Origin of the sequence: Staphylococcus nepalensis (assembly GCF_014635045.1) — a bacterium.
In the GTDB taxonomy this organism is placed as follows: domain Bacteria; phylum Bacillota; class Bacilli; order Staphylococcales; family Staphylococcaceae; genus Staphylococcus; species Staphylococcus nepalensis.
Genome location: NZ_BMCF01000001.1, coordinates 376,888 through 397,777 on the forward strand (window position 1 = coordinate 376,888; position 20,890 = coordinate 397,777).

At 33.7% G+C, this 20,890-nt stretch carries 17 protein-coding genes; 1 reads left to right on the plus strand and 16 read right to left on the minus strand.

Annotation, left to right across the window (positions count from 1 at the left end; translation table 11 throughout):
- Positions 1-249: 249 nt before the first annotated feature.
- The 9 genes from IEU88_RS01845 to IEU88_RS01885 form a co-directional block, all read right to left on the minus strand.
- Entirely contained in the window at positions 250-1,644 is a 1,395-nt protein-coding gene (locus IEU88_RS01845; RefSeq protein ID WP_096808388.1) for a YfcC family protein, read from the minus strand.
- 565 nt (positions 1,645-2,209) lie between these two features.
- The gene (locus IEU88_RS01850) at positions 2,210-3,952 is read right to left on the minus strand and encodes a pyruvate oxidase (RefSeq protein ID WP_103372501.1); all 1,743 of its coding nucleotides are present in this window, start codon (positions 3,950-3,952) and stop codon (positions 2,210-2,212) included.
- An 87-nt stretch (positions 3,953-4,039) separates the two neighbouring features.
- Positions 4,040-4,726 (minus strand): LrgB family protein, encoded by a 687-nt coding sequence (locus IEU88_RS01855; RefSeq protein ID WP_096808386.1) that lies wholly within the window; start codon positions 4,724-4,726, stop codon positions 4,040-4,042.
- Positions 4,727-5,113: a CidA/LrgA family protein gene (locus IEU88_RS01860; protein WP_096808385.1), complete on the minus strand. Its 387-nt coding sequence runs from the start codon at positions 5,111-5,113 to the stop codon at positions 4,727-4,729.
- Between the two features lie 443 nt (positions 5,114-5,556).
- Positions 5,557-6,432 (minus strand): cidABC operon transcriptional activator CidR, encoded by an 876-nt coding sequence (cidR, locus tag IEU88_RS01865; RefSeq protein WP_096808384.1) that lies wholly within the window; start codon positions 6,430-6,432, stop codon positions 5,557-5,559.
- Between the two features lie 330 nt (positions 6,433-6,762).
- Complete coding sequence (nhaC, locus tag IEU88_RS01870; RefSeq protein WP_103372500.1) at positions 6,763-8,223, minus strand: Na+/H+ antiporter NhaC; 1,461 nt, start codon at positions 8,221-8,223, stop codon at positions 6,763-6,765.
- 307 nt (positions 8,224-8,530) lie between these two features.
- Positions 8,531-9,505 carry an SMP-30/gluconolactonase/LRE family protein gene (locus tag IEU88_RS01875; protein ID WP_103373438.1) on the minus strand — a complete coding sequence of 325 codons (975 nt, stop codon included), beginning with the start codon at positions 9,503-9,505 and terminating at the stop codon, positions 8,531-8,533.
- A gap of 182 nt (positions 9,506-9,687) precedes the next feature.
- Positions 9,688-10,971, minus strand: a complete 1,284-nt coding sequence (locus IEU88_RS01880) for a hydroxymethylglutaryl-CoA reductase, degradative (protein WP_103373437.1) — start codon at positions 10,969-10,971, stop codon at positions 9,688-9,690.
- Complete coding sequence (locus IEU88_RS01885; protein WP_103373436.1) at positions 10,971-12,125, minus strand: thiolase family protein; 1,155 nt, start codon at positions 12,123-12,125, stop codon at positions 10,971-10,973. Before IEU88_RS01885 ends, IEU88_RS01880 begins: the two co-directional genes overlap by 1 nt.
- A 103-nt stretch (positions 12,126-12,228) precedes the next feature.
- Here IEU88_RS01885 and IEU88_RS01890 point away from each other — a divergent pair, with 103 nt between their 5' ends.
- Positions 12,229-13,401 carry a hydroxymethylglutaryl-CoA synthase gene (locus tag IEU88_RS01890; protein WP_096808379.1) on the plus strand — a complete coding sequence of 391 codons (1,173 nt, stop codon included), beginning with the start codon at positions 12,229-12,231 and terminating at the stop codon, positions 13,399-13,401.
- A gap of 466 nt (positions 13,402-13,867) precedes the next feature.
- On the opposite strand, the gene IEU88_RS01895 is transcribed toward IEU88_RS01890, so the two are convergent.
- The 7 genes from IEU88_RS01895 to IEU88_RS01920 form a co-directional block, all read right to left on the minus strand.
- The gene (locus IEU88_RS01895; protein ID WP_096808378.1) at positions 13,868-15,412 is read right to left on the minus strand and encodes a BCCT family transporter; all 1,545 of its coding nucleotides are present in this window, start codon (positions 15,410-15,412) and stop codon (positions 13,868-13,870) included.
- A gap of 285 nt (positions 15,413-15,697) precedes the next feature.
- The gene (locus IEU88_RS01900) at positions 15,698-16,231 is read right to left on the minus strand and encodes a methylated-DNA--[protein]-cysteine S-methyltransferase (protein WP_096808377.1); all 534 of its coding nucleotides are present in this window, start codon (positions 16,229-16,231) and stop codon (positions 15,698-15,700) included.
- Positions 16,232-16,517: 286 nt separating this feature from the next.
- The gene (locus IEU88_RS01905) at positions 16,518-17,900 is read right to left on the minus strand and encodes an MFS transporter (protein WP_103372687.1); all 1,383 of its coding nucleotides are present in this window, start codon (positions 17,898-17,900) and stop codon (positions 16,518-16,520) included.
- A gap of 219 nt (positions 17,901-18,119) precedes the next feature.
- Positions 18,120-18,542: an alpha/beta hydrolase-fold protein gene (locus IEU88_RS13635; RefSeq protein WP_229718973.1), complete on the minus strand. Its 423-nt coding sequence runs from the start codon at positions 18,540-18,542 to the stop codon at positions 18,120-18,122.
- An 8-nt stretch (positions 18,543-18,550) separates the two neighbouring features.
- Positions 18,551-18,811 carry a hypothetical protein gene (locus tag IEU88_RS13640; RefSeq protein WP_229718976.1) on the minus strand — a complete coding sequence of 87 codons (261 nt, stop codon included), beginning with the start codon at positions 18,809-18,811 and terminating at the stop codon, positions 18,551-18,553.
- A 47-nt stretch (positions 18,812-18,858) separates the two neighbouring features.
- The gene (locus IEU88_RS01915; protein ID WP_096808375.1) at positions 18,859-19,323 is read right to left on the minus strand and encodes a hypothetical protein; all 465 of its coding nucleotides are present in this window, start codon (positions 19,321-19,323) and stop codon (positions 18,859-18,861) included.
- 348 nt (positions 19,324-19,671) lie between these two features.
- The gene (locus IEU88_RS01920) at positions 19,672-20,847 is read right to left on the minus strand and encodes a M20 family metallopeptidase (protein ID WP_103373369.1); all 1,176 of its coding nucleotides are present in this window, start codon (positions 20,845-20,847) and stop codon (positions 19,672-19,674) included.
- Positions 20,848-20,890 lie beyond the last annotated feature (43 nt).

The following is a 20,890-nucleotide window of genomic DNA, read 5'->3' on the forward strand; positions in this document are numbered from 1 at the left end:
TATTTATTATCATATTTGTAATTTCTGAATATTTCAACTTTTTAATGATTGATAACTTAAAAAATAAGAGCGACTTAGAAATCAAAAATCGTTGATTTCCAATTGCCGCTCCGCATAAGATTGACTTAATGCTATTATGAAAGTCATAAATTGATTTACAAATAAAATCTTTTATTTATATCATTTAACTTTTAACAACGTGTTCGCCTATAATTTGTTTCTAATAAGTTATCATTGGATATGTTACATTTAATAACCAATCATTAATGCAATAGACATGCCGATACAGCAAATAACTACCCAAACAACAATTAACTTCCAAGCAAATTTAAGCCATTGTGTATAAGTTATTTTCCCTACCGCTAATGCACCCATCAAGATGGCAGATGTCGGGAATAATACATTGCTAATCGCGTCTCCATATTGAAAGGCAAGTACCGTGATTTGTCTATTGATATTCAGTAAATCAGAGATAGGTACCATTAATGGCATAGTCGTTAATGCTTGTCCTGAACCGGATGGAATAAAGAAGTTTAAAAAGAATTGTAAAACAAACATAGTGATAATAACCATTGACGAAGGAACATCAGCAAGTAACGTGGTCATCCCGTGTACAATCGTATCGATAATGTGACCATTTTCTAAAATATAAATAATACCTTTAGCAAAGCCGACAATCATCGCGCCAAATAGAATATCCTTCATACCTTCTATCATCGCTTCAAACGTGCCATTAATACCTAAACCGCCTATTACGCCTGCAAGTAAGCCTGCCAATAAGAAGTTTGCGCTCATTTCATTAAACGACCAACCATAAGTGAAAATGCCATATACATTTAACACTATCGCTGCAACAATAAGTAACAATCCTATGCCTTGACGCTTCGTAAAGCGAGGCGTTTCTATTGCTTTTCCTGACTGGCTTTCAGTTTGCTCTAATTCATACACAATACTTTTGCTTGAATCATGCTTAACTTTACGCGCATATAACATAACAGTTGTAACAGCTGCTAACAAAATAAAAACATAAATAACAGAACGCAAACCCCAACCTGAGAATAAAGTTAATTCCGCAACAGATTGAGCTACGCCCACTGTAAAAGGATTTAGCATGCCTCCTATAAAGCCACTGGAGGCGCCTAATATAACCATTGCTGCGCCGGTCATCGCATCGTAACCTAAAGTTCTAGCAATAATAATACCAATAGGTACGAATATGATTGTTTCTTCTGCTAATCCGATAGAAAATCCTAATATTGAAAATATTGTCATCGTCAATGGAATCATTAACGCTTTGTATGAACCTAATACATTCATAGCTTTGTTCACACCATTTTCAAAGGCGCCTGTTTTATGTACAATACCAAACGCACCGCCGACTAAAAAAATGTAAAATACAATTTCGCCACCGCTGATTAGCCCTTCTGGTATCGCACGAAAAATATCAAAAAATGAGACACCTTGCTGTGATACTTCTTGATATGAGCCTGATACAACAAGCGTTTGTCCATCTTTTTTTTCGCGTGCATATTCTCCTGCCGGTATGATATATGTAAGTAAACTTGCTACTACTATAATGAATAGTAATAGTCCATATGTATGTGGTGTTTTAAATTTTAAATTTTTAAATAAAGATTTGAACATCTCAAATTACCCCTCACTTGGCGTTTCATATATTTGAAAAATTAACCCAAACTTCAACGAATGAATCCATCATTTCAATATAATTACTTATATCTATAATATTATACTTTATAGGTATTAAGCTGAATTTTCAATCAATTTTCAAATTATATCCTTATTTCATAGAACAAACTAACTTATAAAATAAATCAATAATAAAAGGAACCAAAATATCTTATGATGTCTTGCTCCTAATACTATATAAGCAGTAGACAACTAGACTAAAAATGTAAATAAAAAATTAATTCTAAAGCGTTACGCTTTTAGTTATTGCTTTGGGAGCACTTACGCATGCGCTTTACATGAGCTAAAGCTCATAATTCTTTTAACGTTTACCGCACTTATGTATGAACTTGATTCATGTATCACTCTTAACTTAAATATCTTTGATATAAAAAAGAGACCCAGTTGGGTCTCTAATTGTTTTATAACCACTTCAACGTTTATACTTTGAGATTTTAACAAGACGCGAAGTCATTGAGCATAATATATTGTCTCTGCCACTCTGTCTACATTATCTACTTATTTAGAAGAAACGTTTAACAGCTGTAGAAATTGGAGGTAATTCATCTAAGTCTAATTTTTTATCTTCTGTAATAGATCTAAATGCCCATTTACCATAATTCATTGCTTCTTCATTTACAATTTTACCTGGTAATGGCGCTGCGGTTTCATCTACATAAACATTAACAATTGTTGGTCTATCTTCAGCCATAGCTGATTCGACAACTTCATCAATTCTGTTTGGATCTTTAAGTGTGTATCCTACGCCACCAAAGCTTTCAGCAAATTTTTCTAAATCAATATCAGTGAAGTCAATGGCATATTCTAATTCACCTGCAGCTTGTTGTTCATATTTAATGAATGAAAGTTGTTCATTGTTTAATACAAATAATGTCATTGGTAAATCATATTGCACTGCGGTAGCAAAATCTTGCATAACCATATCAAACGCGCCATCACCAATAATACCAACAACTTGACGATTTGGATATTCACGTTTTGCTGCTAATGCTGTAGGTAAAGCACAGCCCATTGTACCTAACCAACTTGAGATAATAAATTTATTATTTACTGTTAAGTTTAGATAACGCGTAGACCATACAGTCGCTGTTCCAACATCTATAGCAAATATAGCATCATCAGTTCTAACTTTATTAATTGCACCCATTAAACGTTCTGGTCTAATTGGTTTGCTGTCATTAGCCATGTCTTCAGCCATCCAAGCGTCCCATGTAGCTTTTCTTTCTAATATTTTATTTAAGAAATCGCGGTTAGCTACATGTTTAGCTGAATCAGTTAATTGTTGTAATGCGAGTTTACTATCACCTAGAATACCCACATTTATATCAAAACGATGTCCTATATTTTCTGAATTTGTATCAATTTGTATAGCTTTGATGTTTTTCTTAGGTAGATAATCTAAATACGGATAGTTAGTACCTACCATGATTAATAAATCTGCGTTTTGAATTGCTTGATATGAAGTTTTAGTACCAATTTTACCTAGGTTACCTAAATTATAAGGGTGCGCATCTGGCAGAATCGTTTTCGCTGGTAACGTTAAGATTGTTGGTATTTTGAATGCTTCTATAAATTCACGTACTTCATCTTTGGCATGTTTTGCACCAGTACCAAGTAGCACAACTGGTTTTTTACTTTTATTAATTAACTTAGCCGCTTTTTTAATACTGCGTGGTTTAGGCGCTACGCGTGCAGGTGGTGCAGTGTCTACTTTTTGGTCTGTAGTATCTTTTACTTTACGTGTTAATAAATTATTAGGCAAGATTAAAACGGCTACACCTTTTTTCTCATAAGCTGTACGGATTGCTTCATTTACAATACCAAATATATCTTTATCATCTTCAGATACTTGGTGTTTATACACAGCTACGTCATCAACCATTTTATTAATATTCGTTTCTTGGAATGCTTTTGTGCCTAATGCTGTACTATCTGTTTGCCCTGCTAGAATTAATTGCGGCACGTTATCCATTTTTGCATCATACATACCATTTAATAAGTGAATCACCCCTGGGCCACCAATACTGAGTGCAACACCGATTTTACCTGTTAATTTTGTATACCCTGCAGCAGCTAAACTAGCAACTTCTTCATGACGCACATTAATAAATTCTATATTATTTCTTTCTGTTCTTAATCTATCCACTACTGCATCTATTGAATCACCAGGAATACCATATAAGTGATCTATATCCCATGCTTGTAATGCTTTTACTAATGCCTCATTTGCTTTAATTTTTGCCATTGTAAAAATTGCTCCTTCCGAATTTTAGCGATTTAATTTTTCATTACATAAAATAGTTAATATTTTTAATCATTGCTAGGTTTATACTTAGTATAAAAAGATCATGAGTATAGGCAGTACAATTGAACTCAATAACGCTGTCAAAATCATACCAATTGAACTAAAAGCACCTGCTTCTAAATCAATATCAAGCGCTTGTGCTGTACCAAATGCATGCGATGCGTTGCCAAATGTTAACCCCTTGGCAATTGATGTTTTAAACCTTCCAAATTTAATCAAATACGCGCCTAGAATACTACCTATTAAACCAGTAGCTATAATAAACAACACAGCAATTGCATCCACACCTCCCATTTGATGTGATACTTGAATACCAACTGCCGCCGTAATTGATCTTGGTAGCATCGTAACAATGACTTCTTTTGAATAGCCAAATGTTTTCAAAATGACGTATACAAATACGAAATTCAATATCACAGCTGCAATAACGCTACTAAATATGATTTTTCCATTAGCTAATATTTTATGACGGTTTTGATACAGCGGATATGCCAAAGCGACCACTGTACAATTTAATAAATAGTGAATCCATTTACCGCCAATCATATATTGCTGATAATCTATATTAAATATTAATAGTACAATAATAATCCCAATGGATGACACTAGTGCTGGATTTAAAAATGGGCTTCTATATTTAAACTGTAATTTTTTTGCTCCAACGTACATACAAACTGTTAATACAATCATTATTATTGCTTTTAGAAATGTCATCTAATTTTGACCATTCCCGTATTGCTCAGTTTTAACCATTTTTTCAGCAATGTACCCTGAGATTAAAGCAACGCAACACGTGCCTATTACAATCATAATAAAGAATAAAATAAAATTGAGATTAATCATAGACGCAACATCCATAACACCTACTACAGATGGGACAAAGAAAAATACCATTGTTGCTAAGAAAAATTTAGAACCTTCTTCTACCCATTTTGTTGGAATTATTTTAAATTGAAGTAACAAAAAATATAAAATCAATCCAACAATACTACCTGCAATTGGAATATGGAAAATCATTTGAATCTTATTACCAATAAAAGTAATACCCATAATAATTAACGCTTGAAACATAATTTTGACTATCTTTAATGCTACCTGCAATACTCATCATCCTTTGTTCCTTTATTGTTTTATTCACTTCGTACTTTTATATAACTATTTTATTGATTACATTATTAGTATAACGCGCCACAATTTATAATAAAAATATTGTTTTTTTATACTAGCTATTACTTTTATCTATGGAAACGTTTTTACATATTATGTAAGTCTATACTTTATCTAGAAATAGCCATATCTATCACAATTATTTACGTTATGAACTATTTATAAATGAATGCTTATATCTAAAAAATAACGGGAGCAGCACGGGACCAAATAGCTTTAATTGGATTCCCGTTCCGACTCCCACAAGTTAACTAAATTACTGTAAAAAACGCTATAATCAAACAGTAATGATTAACCTCATTTGTATATACCTTTTTCATGCAACAAAATATCTACTTTAATAAAGCGGCTTGTTTGGTTTCTCGCTTGTCTATATATTATAGTCGTTGCTTCATAAAATCTATCCATTGCCTAGTTGCATAACTTAAATATTTGTCCCTCTTCCAAATCACGCCTAATTCCCAGCGCATGCCAGGATCTTCAAGTGTTATATTTTTAAAATTACTATCCAATAAATTCACAATATTTTCAGGTAAAATACTCACACCTAAATGTGCGTTTAACAAGTTTTCAATAAAGTTCCATTGTGAAATTTTTGATACTGTATTAGGGATATAACCAGCATTTTTTGCTGCTTCAATTATTTTATCGTTTAAATAGAAATCTTCATTAAATAGTATAAAATCTTCATCTTTTAGCATGGCCATTTTCACTTTCTGGTAATTAGCTAAATGATGCTCTTGATTCAAAACCAATTTTAACTCTTCTTGATATAATGGCAACGAATGAAAAATAGATTGGTCGACTGGCAACGTTGTAATACCAATATCTATTTCATCATTAATCAATTGATGCTCAATCATTTTGCCACCATTTTCAACTAAATTATAAGTGACATTAGGATATTGTTGATGGAACTCACCTAATATATGAATAAATTTATTCATATTCATGACAGCAGATAAACCGATGCTAATATGTCCTGTTTCTAAGCCAACTAAACTATTGATTTCTCTAGGTAAATCTTTATATAGCGCTAATATTTCTTTACATTTTTGATAAAAAACCATTCCAGCATCCGTTAGCACAAGTTGACGATTACTTCGATCAAATAACGGCATATTTAATTCTTTTTCTATATCTTTAATCGCTTTACTAATCGTTGGTTGTGCAATATATAAAGATTTAGAAGCGTTCGTCATACCATGCTGGTTTACAACCTCAACAAAATATTTCATATGCTTAATATCCATATGCGTGCTCCTCTATACCTAACTTCAATTTGTACATTCTAGTATACGGCTAAATTCTAATTTTTCAATCTTTTTAATTCACAGATATCATAAAAAGAAATTGACGTGCTAAGTTATCATTGTAGATAACTTAGGTTAACACAATAAATCATTTGTTATGGCGTTCATTACTGTTATTTATCGTTTTAAGCTTCATCATTAAACTATAAATGTCTAGTTTCTACTATTGAAATAAAAATAACAATCACCTTTTTTGATTTACCTTGAATTTTTTGTAATTAACGATACACTTCTAATACTCAACCACATCTTAGCTTATCATGTTAAGTTTTAAGCCAAGTTTGCATTATCTGAGTCTTCTTTATCTATTTCTTTTAATTTAATTATTTTAAAGCCAACATAACCAAAGATAACTGAAATAATTGGTACCGTATAATTAACAATCGCAAACGGTGCGTATTCCATTACAGATACGCCTAGTGTTGATGCTATAAACACACCACACGTATTCCAGGGTACAAATACGGACGTTAACGTGCCACCATCTTCGAGTGCCCTCGATAGGTTTTTAGGATGTAAATTCTTTTCTTTAAAAGCATTAGCGTACATTCTTGACGGTACAATAATAGATATGTATTGTTCTGAGCACGTAAAGTTAGTCCCAATACAAGATATAATGACAGATGCAATTAATGAACCAGTAGTTTGCGCTACTCTTAAAATCAGTGAAATCAATGCTGATAGCATGCCTGAGTATTCGAGCACACCACCAAAAGTCATCGCTACTAAAGTCAGTGATATAGTATAAAACATCGATTCTAATCCACCACGATTAAATAGTTCATCTACAAGTTTGTTTCCTGATTCGATCGTATAACCTGTTTGTAAAGCTGTTAATGCTTCTGTTATCGATCCACCTTGTACAAATATTTGAGCAAAGAAACCAAATATAATACCAACACAAATGGCGGGTATCGCTGGCACTTTAAATATGACTAGGACGATTACTATTAAAGGTATTAATAATAACCAAGGTGTTATGACAAAGTTATCTTGCATTGTGTTAAGGATTGCATCAATTCTTTTTGTATCAAAGTTTTTATTGCCATATTGCATACCCATAAAGAAAAAAGCGATTAACGCAATGATTACAGCTGGTATCGTCGTGTAAAACATATGCTTAATATGCTCGAATAATTCAACGCCTGATAAACCTGAAGCAAGATTTGTTGTATCAGACAGTGGACTCATTTTATCACCAAAATAAGCACCACAAATAACTGCGCCAGCAACCATGCCTGGAGAAATGCCCATGCTAATACCGATGCCCATTGACGCAACACCAACAGTTGCCATTGTGGACCAGCTACTGCCAATAGCTAATGCGACAACACTACATAAAATGACCACAACTGCTAAAAAATAACGTGGATCTATTAATTGTAAACCATAATAAATCATTGTCGCCACAACACCACTGCCAATCCATGAACCAATTACTAAACCTACAAGTATAATGATTACAATAGCTGGTAACGCATGCCGTATGCCTTTATACATCATTTCTTCTACTTCACGAAATTCATAGCCATGCATCATTGTCATTATAATTGCGACTGCAGTTCCTATCATTAATGGAATATGAGGTTCTTTTTCTAATACAGCCACTGTAAATAACATAGTAATAATCATAATTGATAAGGTAATTACTGCAGATGTCACACCTAATGGCTTCTTCGTATTTACGTTATCTTCGTCATTCTTATTTTTTCGCGTAAAAATAACGAACACCTCCCTTTGTTAATTAATATCATACTTAAAAATGAATACGCTTTCAATCGTGTATTTATAACTTTTTCATAAATTTTACCTTAAATATTTTACTATTACATCAAAATACCATGAAATTTTTTAATTACAACGTACTTATTTATTACATCTATTCTTACCTGATCCCCTAAAGTACTACCATACACTGACGTTGTCTTATATATTAAAATTTACTTTTTTTGAAAATTTTTTAAAATAAAAAAACCTGTAACTAAGCAATATCAAATGACTGCTCATTACAGGTAAATATTTTAAAGTTTGATTGTGTTTAATGAAATTGGTAGCTATGGTGTCCTTTAGCGAATCCTTTTACTGTATAAACCCAAGAGCCACCATCATTTTCAATATCATTTGAACAAATAATCAGTTGATCTGTTCCTGGAATAAATGCAGGATGCGTTGAACGAAGCATATGACCTTGATCCCTTCCTGGAATCAATATTTGCCCTATTGGATAACCTCTCTTATTAAATACTAGCACTCTTCCTTGACCATACATTGCAACATATAAATTATCATCACTATCTATACAACACGAATCAGGACCTTCATGCCCTGTGAAATGATAAGGTATAGACGCTCCAAATGGTGCGATGGTCACACCGTCTTCTAATAAATCAATACGATGTAATCGGTTCGTATTCGTTTCTGTTACCCACAATGTTTTTTCATCCGTACTAAGTGCTACACCATTGGCAACCGCTAAGTTTTGTATAACAGGTGTAATAGATTGAAAGTCTGGTGAAACATAATACACGCCACCTTTAGGATTTGTAGAATAACCTCTGAAATCCGTAAAATAAAACCCGCCTTTACGATCAAATACTAAATCGTCCACACAATATTCTGTTTCAATATCTGATACAATTTCTTGAATCTTATTGCCATTTGCATCAACAGCGTAAATACCACCTGAACAATCAAAATCACCTAAATAACAGACAAATAAACGTCCATCTTTATGTATTTTAACGGCTGCTGGATTTTCTTTATGTGACTTTAATAATCGAGTTATTTTTTTATCAGGCAGGGCTACATGAAAAATAGTTCCCCCAAAAACTTCGCAAAGGAACAAGTCTCCATTTCTGTCAAAGCAGAGTCCTTCGAGTTGTAATCCCTTATCAGAAATTTCTAACCATGGTTCTGCCGTAATAGTTTGTATCCCTTGTTCATGAGCAAGGATAGGCACCTCACTTTTAGCGTTCCCCGTATATAATAATGAAGGTAATTTATTATTTATCATTAATCATTTCCCCTTTTTTTAATTTCTTCATATTTTAATTATATGGTATACAAAGTTTCAAATAAATCAATTACTTTAAAATTTACTATCTAATTTACTTATATGCAAAAAGCCCCTAAAAGTTAGATTTTCAGTCCAACTTTTGGGGCACACATCAAAATCATTCAGGGGTTATTTTAATATTATTGTTTTTGCAATCTTAATTCTTCTAACAATTGTTGTGCAACGGCTGTATTTGCACGATCTTGTGTTTTTAAGCGTTCTGCTACTTGAGCAATTTCTTCACCTTGCGCACCTACTACAATTGCTAATGATTTATATTGTAAACTCATATGGCCTTGTTGAATACCTTCAGAAACCAATGCACGACATGCCGCAAAATTTTGTGCTAACCCCACGGCAGCAACGACGTGACCTAATTCTTGCGCAGAATCAACCTTCATTAATTCTAAAGACGCTTTTGCGATTGGTAATACTTTGGTGCCACCGCCTACAGTAGCCAATGTCATAGGCACTTCAATTGTCCCTACAAGCACTTGTTTTTCTTCATTATAATGCCACGTAGCTAGGCCACGATATTGACCGTCTTTACTTGCATATGCATGCGCTGTGGCTTCAGCCCCACGAGTATCATTACCTGTCGCCAACACTACAGCGTGAATGCCATTCATCACACCTTTATTATGTGTGGCTGCACGGTGAATATCAACTTGAGCCAATACAGATGCACGTTCCATTCTTTTGGCTACATCTTGACCATCACGCCCACCTTTTGACAATGCATCAACTGTGATTTCTCCCTGTACTTTAACGACAGATGCAGTTGCATGATTAGATAAAATGCTCATCAATATATCAACATGTTCTAATTCATTTTTTAAATATGCTGTTATCCCTTCTAAAATGGTATTCAACATATTTGCGCCCATTGCATCTTTTGTATCTACGTAAACTTTTAATGACAATAAGCCTTCCTCGGGGAATGTATCTATTTCAATTTTACGAAAACCACCGCCACGCTCAATTATTGAAGGATATACTTCATCCGCAATACGTTTCATTTGTGGTTCAAGTTGTTGAAGACGTTGTTCTAAAACTGCAGTATCTAACACACCATCAAATACAATTTGCCCAATCATTAAACGCTCACTAGAAACAACTTTAAAGCCCCCAGTTTGATTTACAAGCTTTGCACCATAACTGGCTGCTGCAACTACTGAAGGTTCTTCGACCATCATTGGCACAACATATGATTTATCGTCTACTTTGATTTCAGGTAATAAACCTACAGGTAATGTCCCTTGACCAATGACATTTTCTATAAGACTATTCGCAATCTCTTCTGAAATTAAAGGGTTATTGAGTAACACACTTTTATTTTCTTCAGATAACCATCCTTTAATTACTAATTCCTCTAACTTTTCTGTTCTGGACAAATGACGAAATGTCTTGCCTAATGGATCCATTAGTTATTCTCCTTTTCAATTTGGATTGCAATGCCTAAACCGCCACCGATACAGGCAGTTGCTACGCCCGATTGTTTATCTTCTTGAGCTAAAATATTAACTAAAGTTGTGACTAAGCGAGTACCGCTTGCACCAATAGGATGACCTAATGCAATCGCCCCACCATATAAATTTAACTTATCCTCAGATATACCTAAATGGTCTCTTACAGGAATACTTTGCGCTGCGAAAGCTTCTGTCATTTCTACTACATCAAAGTCATCAATGACTTTATCTGTTTTATCTAATAATTTTGTCACAGCATGATATGGCGCATAGCCCATATACTCAGGATCACACCCGATTTCGGCATGCGCACCAACTATAGCTAAAATATCATAGCCTTCTTGTTTCGCATAGTCAGCATCCATTAAAATGATAGTTGATGCGCCATCGTTAATACTAGACGCATTACCACCTGTTACGGTACCATCTTCTTTAAATATCGTTTTTAATGTACTTAATTTCTCAACGCTACTATTTCCGCGAATACCTTCATCCGTAGTCATCATTTCTCCATTTACATCTTCTAACGGAACGATTTCATTATTAAATTTACCTGCTGCTGACGCTTGTTGTGCTTTTTGTTGAGATTCATTAGCAAAATGGTCTTGTGCTTCACGTGATACATTGTACTTTTCAGCAATTTTTTCGGCTGTAATACCCATAGGCACGTTTAAAAATGCATCAGTAAGGCCATCGTGCATAAAACTATCTACAGGGGCTTCGTCTTCATTAAGTACTAACTTAGGCGCGTTTGTCATGCTTTCTACGCCACCTACAGCTATTACTTTAGCTTCACCTAATTGGATTAATTGCTTTCCTAAAATAATAGATTTCAAGCCAGACCCACACACTTCATTAATTGTCATAGCTGGAGTTGTATTTGGAACACCAGAATGGATTGCTATTTGACGGGCAGGATTTTGACCACTCCCACTTTGCAATACATTGCCATAAATCACTTGCTCTATCATTTCTGGTTTAATATTAATTGCTGACATAGCAGCCTCCAGTGTTTTTGTGCCTAATTCTACTGCGGTATAATTGCTTAATTTCCCTCTAAATCTCCCGATTGGTGTACGTTTGGCACTTACAATTGCTATTTTTTTCATTGTTCGTCTCCTTTATCACGTGTTATAAATTATTGTATTTTATACGTATCATTTGGTATGATACAGTTGCTTATTTATATAAAGAAAGGTGTCGTTATGCTTTATGACAGTTGGTATTGATCAAATCAATTTTTATGTTCCAAGTTTTTATGTAGACATGGCTAAACTTGCTGAATCTCGACAAGTTGATCCAAATAAATTCCTTATTGGTATTGGCCAAAATGAAATGGCAGTGAGTCCTATGAGTCAAGATATTGTATCTATGGGTGCAAATGCTGCCAAAGATATTATTACAGAAGATGATAAGAAACAAATCAGCATGGTTATTGTTGCAACTGAATCTGCTATCGATTCTGCTAAGGCTTCAGCAGTTCAAATACATAATCTATTAGGTATTCAACCTTTTGCGCGTTGTATTGAAATGAAAGAAGCATGCTATGCTGCAACACCTGCTATTCAACTCGCAAAAGATTACTTAGCAAACCGCCCTGATGAAAAAGTTTTAGTCATTGCTAGTGATACTGCACGTTATGGTTTAGAATCTGGCGGCGAGCCAACTCAAGGTGCAGGCGCAGTTGCTATGATGATAACACAAAATCCACGCATTCTTGAACTAAATGATGATGCTGTAGCATTTACTGAAGATGTATATGATTTCTGGCGCCCAAGTGGTCAATCATACCCACTTGTAGACGGCGCGTTATCAAAAGATGCTTATATTCATTCATTCCAAGAAAGTTGGAACGAGTATGCGCGTAGACATCATATTTCACTAGATTATTTTAAATCCTTATGTTTCCACGTGCCTTTTACAAAAATGGGTAAAAAAGCACTTGATTCAATTTTAACAGATGATATCGATGAACAAACCAAAGAACGATTAACATCAGGGTATGATGCAGCGACTTATTACAATCGTTATGTTGGTAATATCTATACTGGTTCATTATATCTAAGTTTAATTTCATTACTAGAAACGCATCATGAACTCAATGCTGGGGATACAATTGGCTTATTCAGCTATGGATCAGGCTCAGTTGGTGAATTCTTCAGTGGTAAAATAGTAGAAGGCTATCGAGATGCACTTGACATCGAAGGCCATAAAAATTTATTAAACCATCGTACAGAAATCTCTGTTGATACGTACGAAGCGTTCTTTAAACGTTTCGATAATCTTGAGTTTAATCACGAGGTTGAATTAGCAAATGAATCAAAAGGTATATTCTACCTTGAAAGCATTCATAATCATATCCGTAATTATAATACCTTAAATTAGAATTCAAATCACTTAATCTTATCTCATTCTTCCTCATTAACCGAAAATATAAATATATAACAAAATAGTCTAGAATATCATTTCTAAGATTAAGTAAAATGCACCTTTATTTTTAAAAATAAAGGTGCATTATTATATTTAACATTTGTCGCTTATCAATCTATATACTTGCCTAGATGCCGTTTTCCTATCCTTTAAATTTAACGCTAAATATGACCATCACGCTCATAACCTAAATTTAAACATGTACGAATATAGTCTCTCAATTATTTTATATTTTAGTAATATATTTATCTCTGTTGAAAGTTTTAGAAATGAACAAGTACACTGAAATATCTAAAATGATTAATATCACAATATTTCTATATAAAAATATTAAAAAGGATGGTTTTTACGTTATTTTTAGTAAAAACCATCCTTTTTTCTAATGTAACTGAGCTATACCTGTCCAATTCTTAGTAATTATTTAATCACGATCTTGGCTTTGGATATGTCTTTTTGGTTGTAAAGATAAGCCTAAATGTTTACGTTCTTTATTACCATCTTTGTATAAAGATATCATCATTAATATCACTACAAAACTGAAAGGTAAAGCAGAGATAATGGCTGCAGATTGTAATGCGTCTAACCCAGTATCTCCACCAGCAAGTAAGAGTACGTAAGCAATAGCTGCCAATGCAACGCCCCATACAATTTTTATAAAACCTGAAGGATTTAATGTGCCATAGGCTGTTTGCATGCCTAACACAAAAGTTGCTGAATCCGCAGATGTAATAAAAAATGAAGCAATTAAGGCTAGCGCGATAATTGATAGAATAAAACCGAACGGTAATTCATTAAAAATACCAAACAATTGCGTCTCGGGCGGCATTTTAAATATTTCATTATGAGATTGGCCAGTATCTATACCAGTCATACCGAATGCACTAAACCAGATAATACTAACCACTACTGGCACACCTAAAACTGCAATCACAAATTCACGAATACTACGCCCTTTTGAGATTCTCGCGATAAAAATACCAACGAATGGACTCCAACTCATCCACCAGCCCCAATAATAAATTGTCCAGCTTTGGAGCCACTCCGCTTTTTGCTCATTTAACGGTGCGACATCTAGACTATTAAAAATAAGTGAATTGAGATAATCCCCCGTGCCACTGGTCATCATATTTAATATAAGTACTGTAGGACCTACGATAAAAATAACAATAAGTAATAATGCTGCTAAAAACATATTTAAATTACTTAAATATTGAATGCCTTTACTCAAGCCGCTCCAGGCACTATATAAAAATAATACTGTAACTACAGCGATAATAATACCTTGAACTACAGCGTTATTCGGCACACCGAACAAATAATTCAAGCCACCGTTTATTTGTATTGCGCCAACACCTAAAGAAACTGCTACCCCTATGATCGTGGCAAATACAGCTAACACATCAACAATAACACCGATGGGACCATCTACTCTATCTCCAAGCACTGGTCTTAATGTCCTTGAAATTAATCCATTTTCTCCTTTACGAAATTGTGAATATGCTAAACCTAACGCAACTACGCCATAGACTGCCCACGGGTGAAAGCCATAGTCAATAAATGATGACCTAAAGGCTTGTGCCATTGCTTCCTTTGTTTCTGGATCTGCAGTCGGTGGAGATAGAAAGTGTGATATCGGTTCAGATGAACCATAGAATACGAGACCGATACCCATACCAGCGCTAAACAACATTGCTAACCAAGACACTGTATGAAATTCTGGTTTGTCTGTTGGTTTACCTAATTTCAACTTCCCAATCGGGCTAAACAACAAAAACACACAGAAACCTAAAATCACTGTGTATAACAACATATAATACCAACCAAATGTTTTCGTTACCCAAGTAGATATAACACCTGTAATTTCTCCAAATTTAGCTGGAAAAATAGCACCAATTATTACTAATATACCAACTACTAGTGCTGAATAAATAAACACACTAGAAAATGATTTTCTTGTATTTTCCAAATTTTCCACCCCTCTAGTATAAATAGGAAAGACGTTTTTTAGGATAACACAATGAGATTAATAAGCAACTTGGTGCTAAAATAATTTTTTATTTTTTAAAAATATAATTTTTTAAATGAAAAATGAAAGTGAATAGCATTTCTAGCTTTGGCTTTATCTTAATATCTAGTTACGCTAGCTCGACACTGATAAATTGCATATATATACAATAATCTAACTTTCATATTTCTATGTTTTATACTTAATTGTTCTGAGCATAGAAAGCTACGCTATTTTGTGCGCCATTTATGGCTTAGTGCTATGTTTGGGTCTATAAAGTGGCTTCATATTGACTTGTTCAAGTTGTAATAGCTCAATTTTCGTATCGATGCCGCCTCCATAACCTGTAAGACTGCCATCTTTACCAACTACTCTATGGCAAGGGATCATTATAGAAATTGGATTGGTACCGACAGCACCGCCAACTGCTTGTGAAGACATTTTTTGTTTATTTCTTTTAATTGCTATTTTTTTCGCAATATCGCCATAAGTCACTGTTACGCCATATGGAATGTCTAATAAAATCTCCCAAACTTGTTCTCTAAATTCCGTCCCTGTAGCTTTTAATTCAAAATCAATTTTGGGATTATTTCCTGCGAAATATGCGTCAAGCCATGTAATTGCTTTTGTAAATATGGGTAATTTTGCTTCTGTTAAAGGTTCATTATAATTTAATTCAAAATCGTTATGCTTGGGCAACCATAAACCTGTAATCGCCTCTCCATCTGAAGTAATTGCTATTTGACCGATTGGCGATTCATAATATGTTTTGTATTGCATAGAACCCCCCCTTTCTCGTATATATTTGTATTAATCATAATCCTTTTAATTTTCTATGTAAAATTATGAAATGTAATTTAGTTTTATAACGTAAAAAATTAAATAAAGCGAGATAGAAATCTAATTAAAAGAATTAAATCTCTATCTCGCCCCTAACCAAAATGATTTGGGTAGTTAAAAGCTGGTATAAACATATGCCTAACGCATGCTTTCATATGTCGTTTATATAAAACTAGATCTTTTGTTTATATTCCAGAAACAGCTGGTAATTATACGTTAGCCATATTTAGTTTATTTTCCGTGTTGGTATTACAATCGCACTCGTTAGCACGCCGCATAATACTAGACAAGTACCCACAATAAAACCAATACCAGCAGCGCTGTGCACGCTTTGGCCACTCTCAATGATCCCAGTAAAAATAGAAGTCATAATCGCAATACCAAAGGCACCACCTAATGTAGAACCCATTTTAAAAATACCTGATGCCACGCCAACTTTTTCAGGAGGCGTCGTAGATACTGCTGTACTTAATGCCGGTGTAGCAAATAATCCTGTGCCCCCACCAAAGAATACGGCACCAATTAATGCAATCACCACGTAAACAGGTGTATCAAAAAACGTTAAGCTGAATAACAGAACACCTAATCCTGTAAATATCGGGCCAATAACCATTGCACGCTTTGCGCCAAATCGTTTAATACTTTTTTCTCCTAAACGTATAATAAGCAATAATGAAATTAAATACGGCAACGTCAGTAAGCCAGCTTGGAAAGCTGTTAGCTTTAACCCACCTTGCACATACATATTAAATAGTGCAATAACGCCAACCCCAGTATTTAATAAAAAGTTAGCTATGACTGCGCCAATATACGGTCTATTTTTAAATAAATCTAAATCTATAAATGGCGCTTTTTTGACACGTTCTACTTTGAAAAATATGTAAATACAAATTACAAATACAACAAATAAAATCACTGTTATAGCGTTAAGCCACCCTATTTTGTAACCTTGGGTTATTACAAAACTAATACTGCCAATCATTATAATAAAAATGGCTAAACCGATATAATCAAACGGATTAGATTCAGCTTTATTTATACGACTTTCTGGTAATTTATTCAATAAAAACAACGCTACGATTGATAATATAATTGATAATATAAAAATCGATTGCCAAAATATAAATGTAGCCATGGCTCCAGCAAAAAATGACGATAGTCCAGTGCCACCAAATGCGCCAATTGACCAAAAACTCAATGCTTTCTGCCTATCGTCTCCTTCGAAGAAATCATTTACAATTGAAATTGTTGCCGGCATAATAATCGCTGCCGAGAAACCTTGTACAATCCTACCGAGTAAAAGTAGTACAACGTTTCCTGAAACAATAAGCATAAGTGAGCCAATAATACTTAATACTAACGCTATCCTAGTCATTCTTACTTTTCCAAACTTATCTGAAATATTCCCTGCAACCACCATAAACACGCCGGTAACAAATGAAGTTAAACTCACTGAAATGTTTACGATATCTGGGCTCGCATCAAATGTCGTTTGGATCTTAGGCCCGATATTTAAAAAAGATTGGGCAAACAGCCAGTAAGTTAATATAGATAATACAATACCAGTCAATAACTTACTACCTGAAACCTTATTCGTTTTCACTGTCATAAAAACATCCCCTATGTTTTAAAATAATAATTACTTTGAACTTACTTATTAGGAATTTTATAGATGCATCATTATAAAGCAAATTATTCAATTTATAAAATCCATATAGTCCAAATTTTACCATTATTTTGTACAAAGTTCAGATTTTTATCGTTACTATTACGAATTTTCTGATAATTTTAGCCTTAAAGACTTAATTTCTTCTTAAAATTGACAAAATCAAAATAATTTTTTGATTGCTCTTGCAAAATACTTTTTAAAATAAGATATTTCATGGTTACCTCTTTTATTTGTCTCATAATAAAATGAAGCATTTTCCGAAATCATTAATTCGTTTAATATACCTACACCTAATTCTGTCTGAGTGAACATTTCTTGTTTTATGCTAATGTGTTGTCGTCCCTCTTGTTCACCCACATACCAATAGATACGCTTATCTTGTTTTATAATTTCTTGTTGTTTCATAAATTCAACAAATCTTGGATACCATATCGATGGAGATATCAGTATATAATAGCCAAATGTTTCTGGATCTTTCAATAATGTATATAAAGTAAATAACCCACCTAAAGAAACGCCACCAATCCCAATATCTTTATGTTCTTGTGATATATTAAAACATTTTCTTAAATAAGGGATCAATTGCTCTATTATCCACTTTTTATAAGTATCTGCCCCTCCATCATAATGACGCCGTCTACTACTGCATGGCATGGTGTAAGTTCAAGTTTTCTATCATTCGGAACCAAGTCTGCAAATATCACATCTGCTTCAATGTCTTTAAATAATGCATAACCTTCTTGTACTAGCATAAGCGGATATGGATGATGACGCCTTTCGTCATAGCCTTTCGGTAGCTTCACTAGGATATCGTGTTGTTGAAAATGAATTTTAACTGTTTTCGTATTCATTTTAATCACTGCTTTCTTAACAGACCACAGAAATACAACATGGGTCATTATACAAAATTGAATAATTTTATATTATTATTTTTGGCGTATTCTAAAGCTAATATTTCTAAAATATTAATGAATGCTCTATTTTCTTTAACTTTAATATACTGAAATTTAAAATCTTTTTCTACTGCTTTAATATGTTTCAGTTCTGAATCATCTAATTCATGTTGTTCGATATAAGCTTTTCTAAATTTTGCAGTTCCAGTATCTGAAGCTAAATTAAATTGCCCTAATTTATCATATAAATCTTTTTGCGTTAATTTATAACCAGTCATAAATCCACCGGCTTGCCCAACAAAAATAGGTGTTTTGTTTTCAAAGATTACAAAAACGCCCTTTTGGTCTCTAACTTTGCTTCGCTTATCATTATCAAATGTTAAAGCCTTAGAATGATCATATTTAAATAATTTTTTTAATTGCTTATTATAGTCTTCTAACAAGTCATTTATTTTTTTCTCGCCATTCAATGCAATCATCCCCTTCTATTTTTCATTTTACATATACACTAAATAGAGATATATTAAACCTTCATTTTTAATTGTTAGTTTAAATTGCATTCAAATTTATTACAATCATTTATTTCTGTTCCACAATATATGAAAGTGCAAAATCCCATACTTATCTCAAAAAAAGAGTGAGAAAGCGGTCTATGTTTAGGTCATAGGTTCCATTTTCTCACTCTCATAAATATCAATAGATGTTTAATCATTTGATTCAAATACATTGCTTAACCAAATATCTGTCACTTTAGTCTTCCTTCTATAGTAACTCCATTTTTATAACTTTCATCATTCAATATTTAGCAGGAATTGCTTTTATTTCAAATAATTTAATACAGCAATGCCTACCGCTTCAGCAGAAACACGCATCGCTTTTTCACTAATATTAAATTTAGGATGATGATGCGGGTGGATATCACCGTTTTCAGGTGAAGCACCTGCGTAGATAAATGTGCTAGGAATTGCTTTAGCATAATACGCAAAATCTTCAGATGGTGGTTGTGGCTCACATCTTTCAACATTGTTAATCGCATCTGTTTCTGCATTTTCTAATGTATCTACCACAAATTGAGTAAACTCAGGATCATTGTACAGTGCTGGATAATCATCGTGATAGTCTAATTCACATTCGACACCGAACATTGCTTCTAAACCTGCTGATAAACGGTTCACTTCTTTTTTAATTGTATTTTTGGTCTCATCAGTCAACGCACGTACATCGCCTTCTATTTCGATACTATCTTTAATAACATTAAATTGACCTTTACCATCAAATGAACCTATCGTTACGACCCCAGTTTCAAACGGGTTTAAACGTCTAGATACGATTGTTTGTATGGCATTTACAAAGTAAGCACCTGCTACGATACTGTCATTTGCTGTGTGTGGCGATGAACCATGGCCGCCTTGGCCATTCACTTTTAATTTAAAGAAGTCACGTCCAGTTTGTACGTTGCCCTCTCTGTAATATATATTGCCAGCAGGCATATGACTCATGACATGAACACCTAATACATGGTCGACGCCATCTAAGACACCGTCTTTAATCATTGCTTGCGCGCCACCAGGTGGCACTTCTTCAGCTGGCTGATGGATGACAACTACTTTGCCATTAAAGTCGTCTTTCATTTCGATTAACGTTTCTGCGAGTATTAACATGTATGCTGTATGTGCGTCATGTCCACATGCATGCATAACACCTTCATTTTTTGAAGCAAATGCTAATCCTGTATCTTCTTGAATTGGTAAAGCATCAAAATCAGCGCGAATTGCAATCGTCTTACCTGGTTTTCCACTGTCAATCGTAACTTTCAACCCGTTAGGACCCACATTTGTTTCGACTTTACAATCTTTTCCTTCATAAAATGATTCAATATATTTTGGCGTTTCTTTTTCGTGGAAAGAGAGCTCAGGATGTTGATGTAAATAACGACGTATTTCAATCATACGCGGTTCTTTTTCTTTCAATTTTTCAATTAAATGTTTCATCATGGTTATTCCTCCTATTGTAAATATATAATATCTAATTGCTATT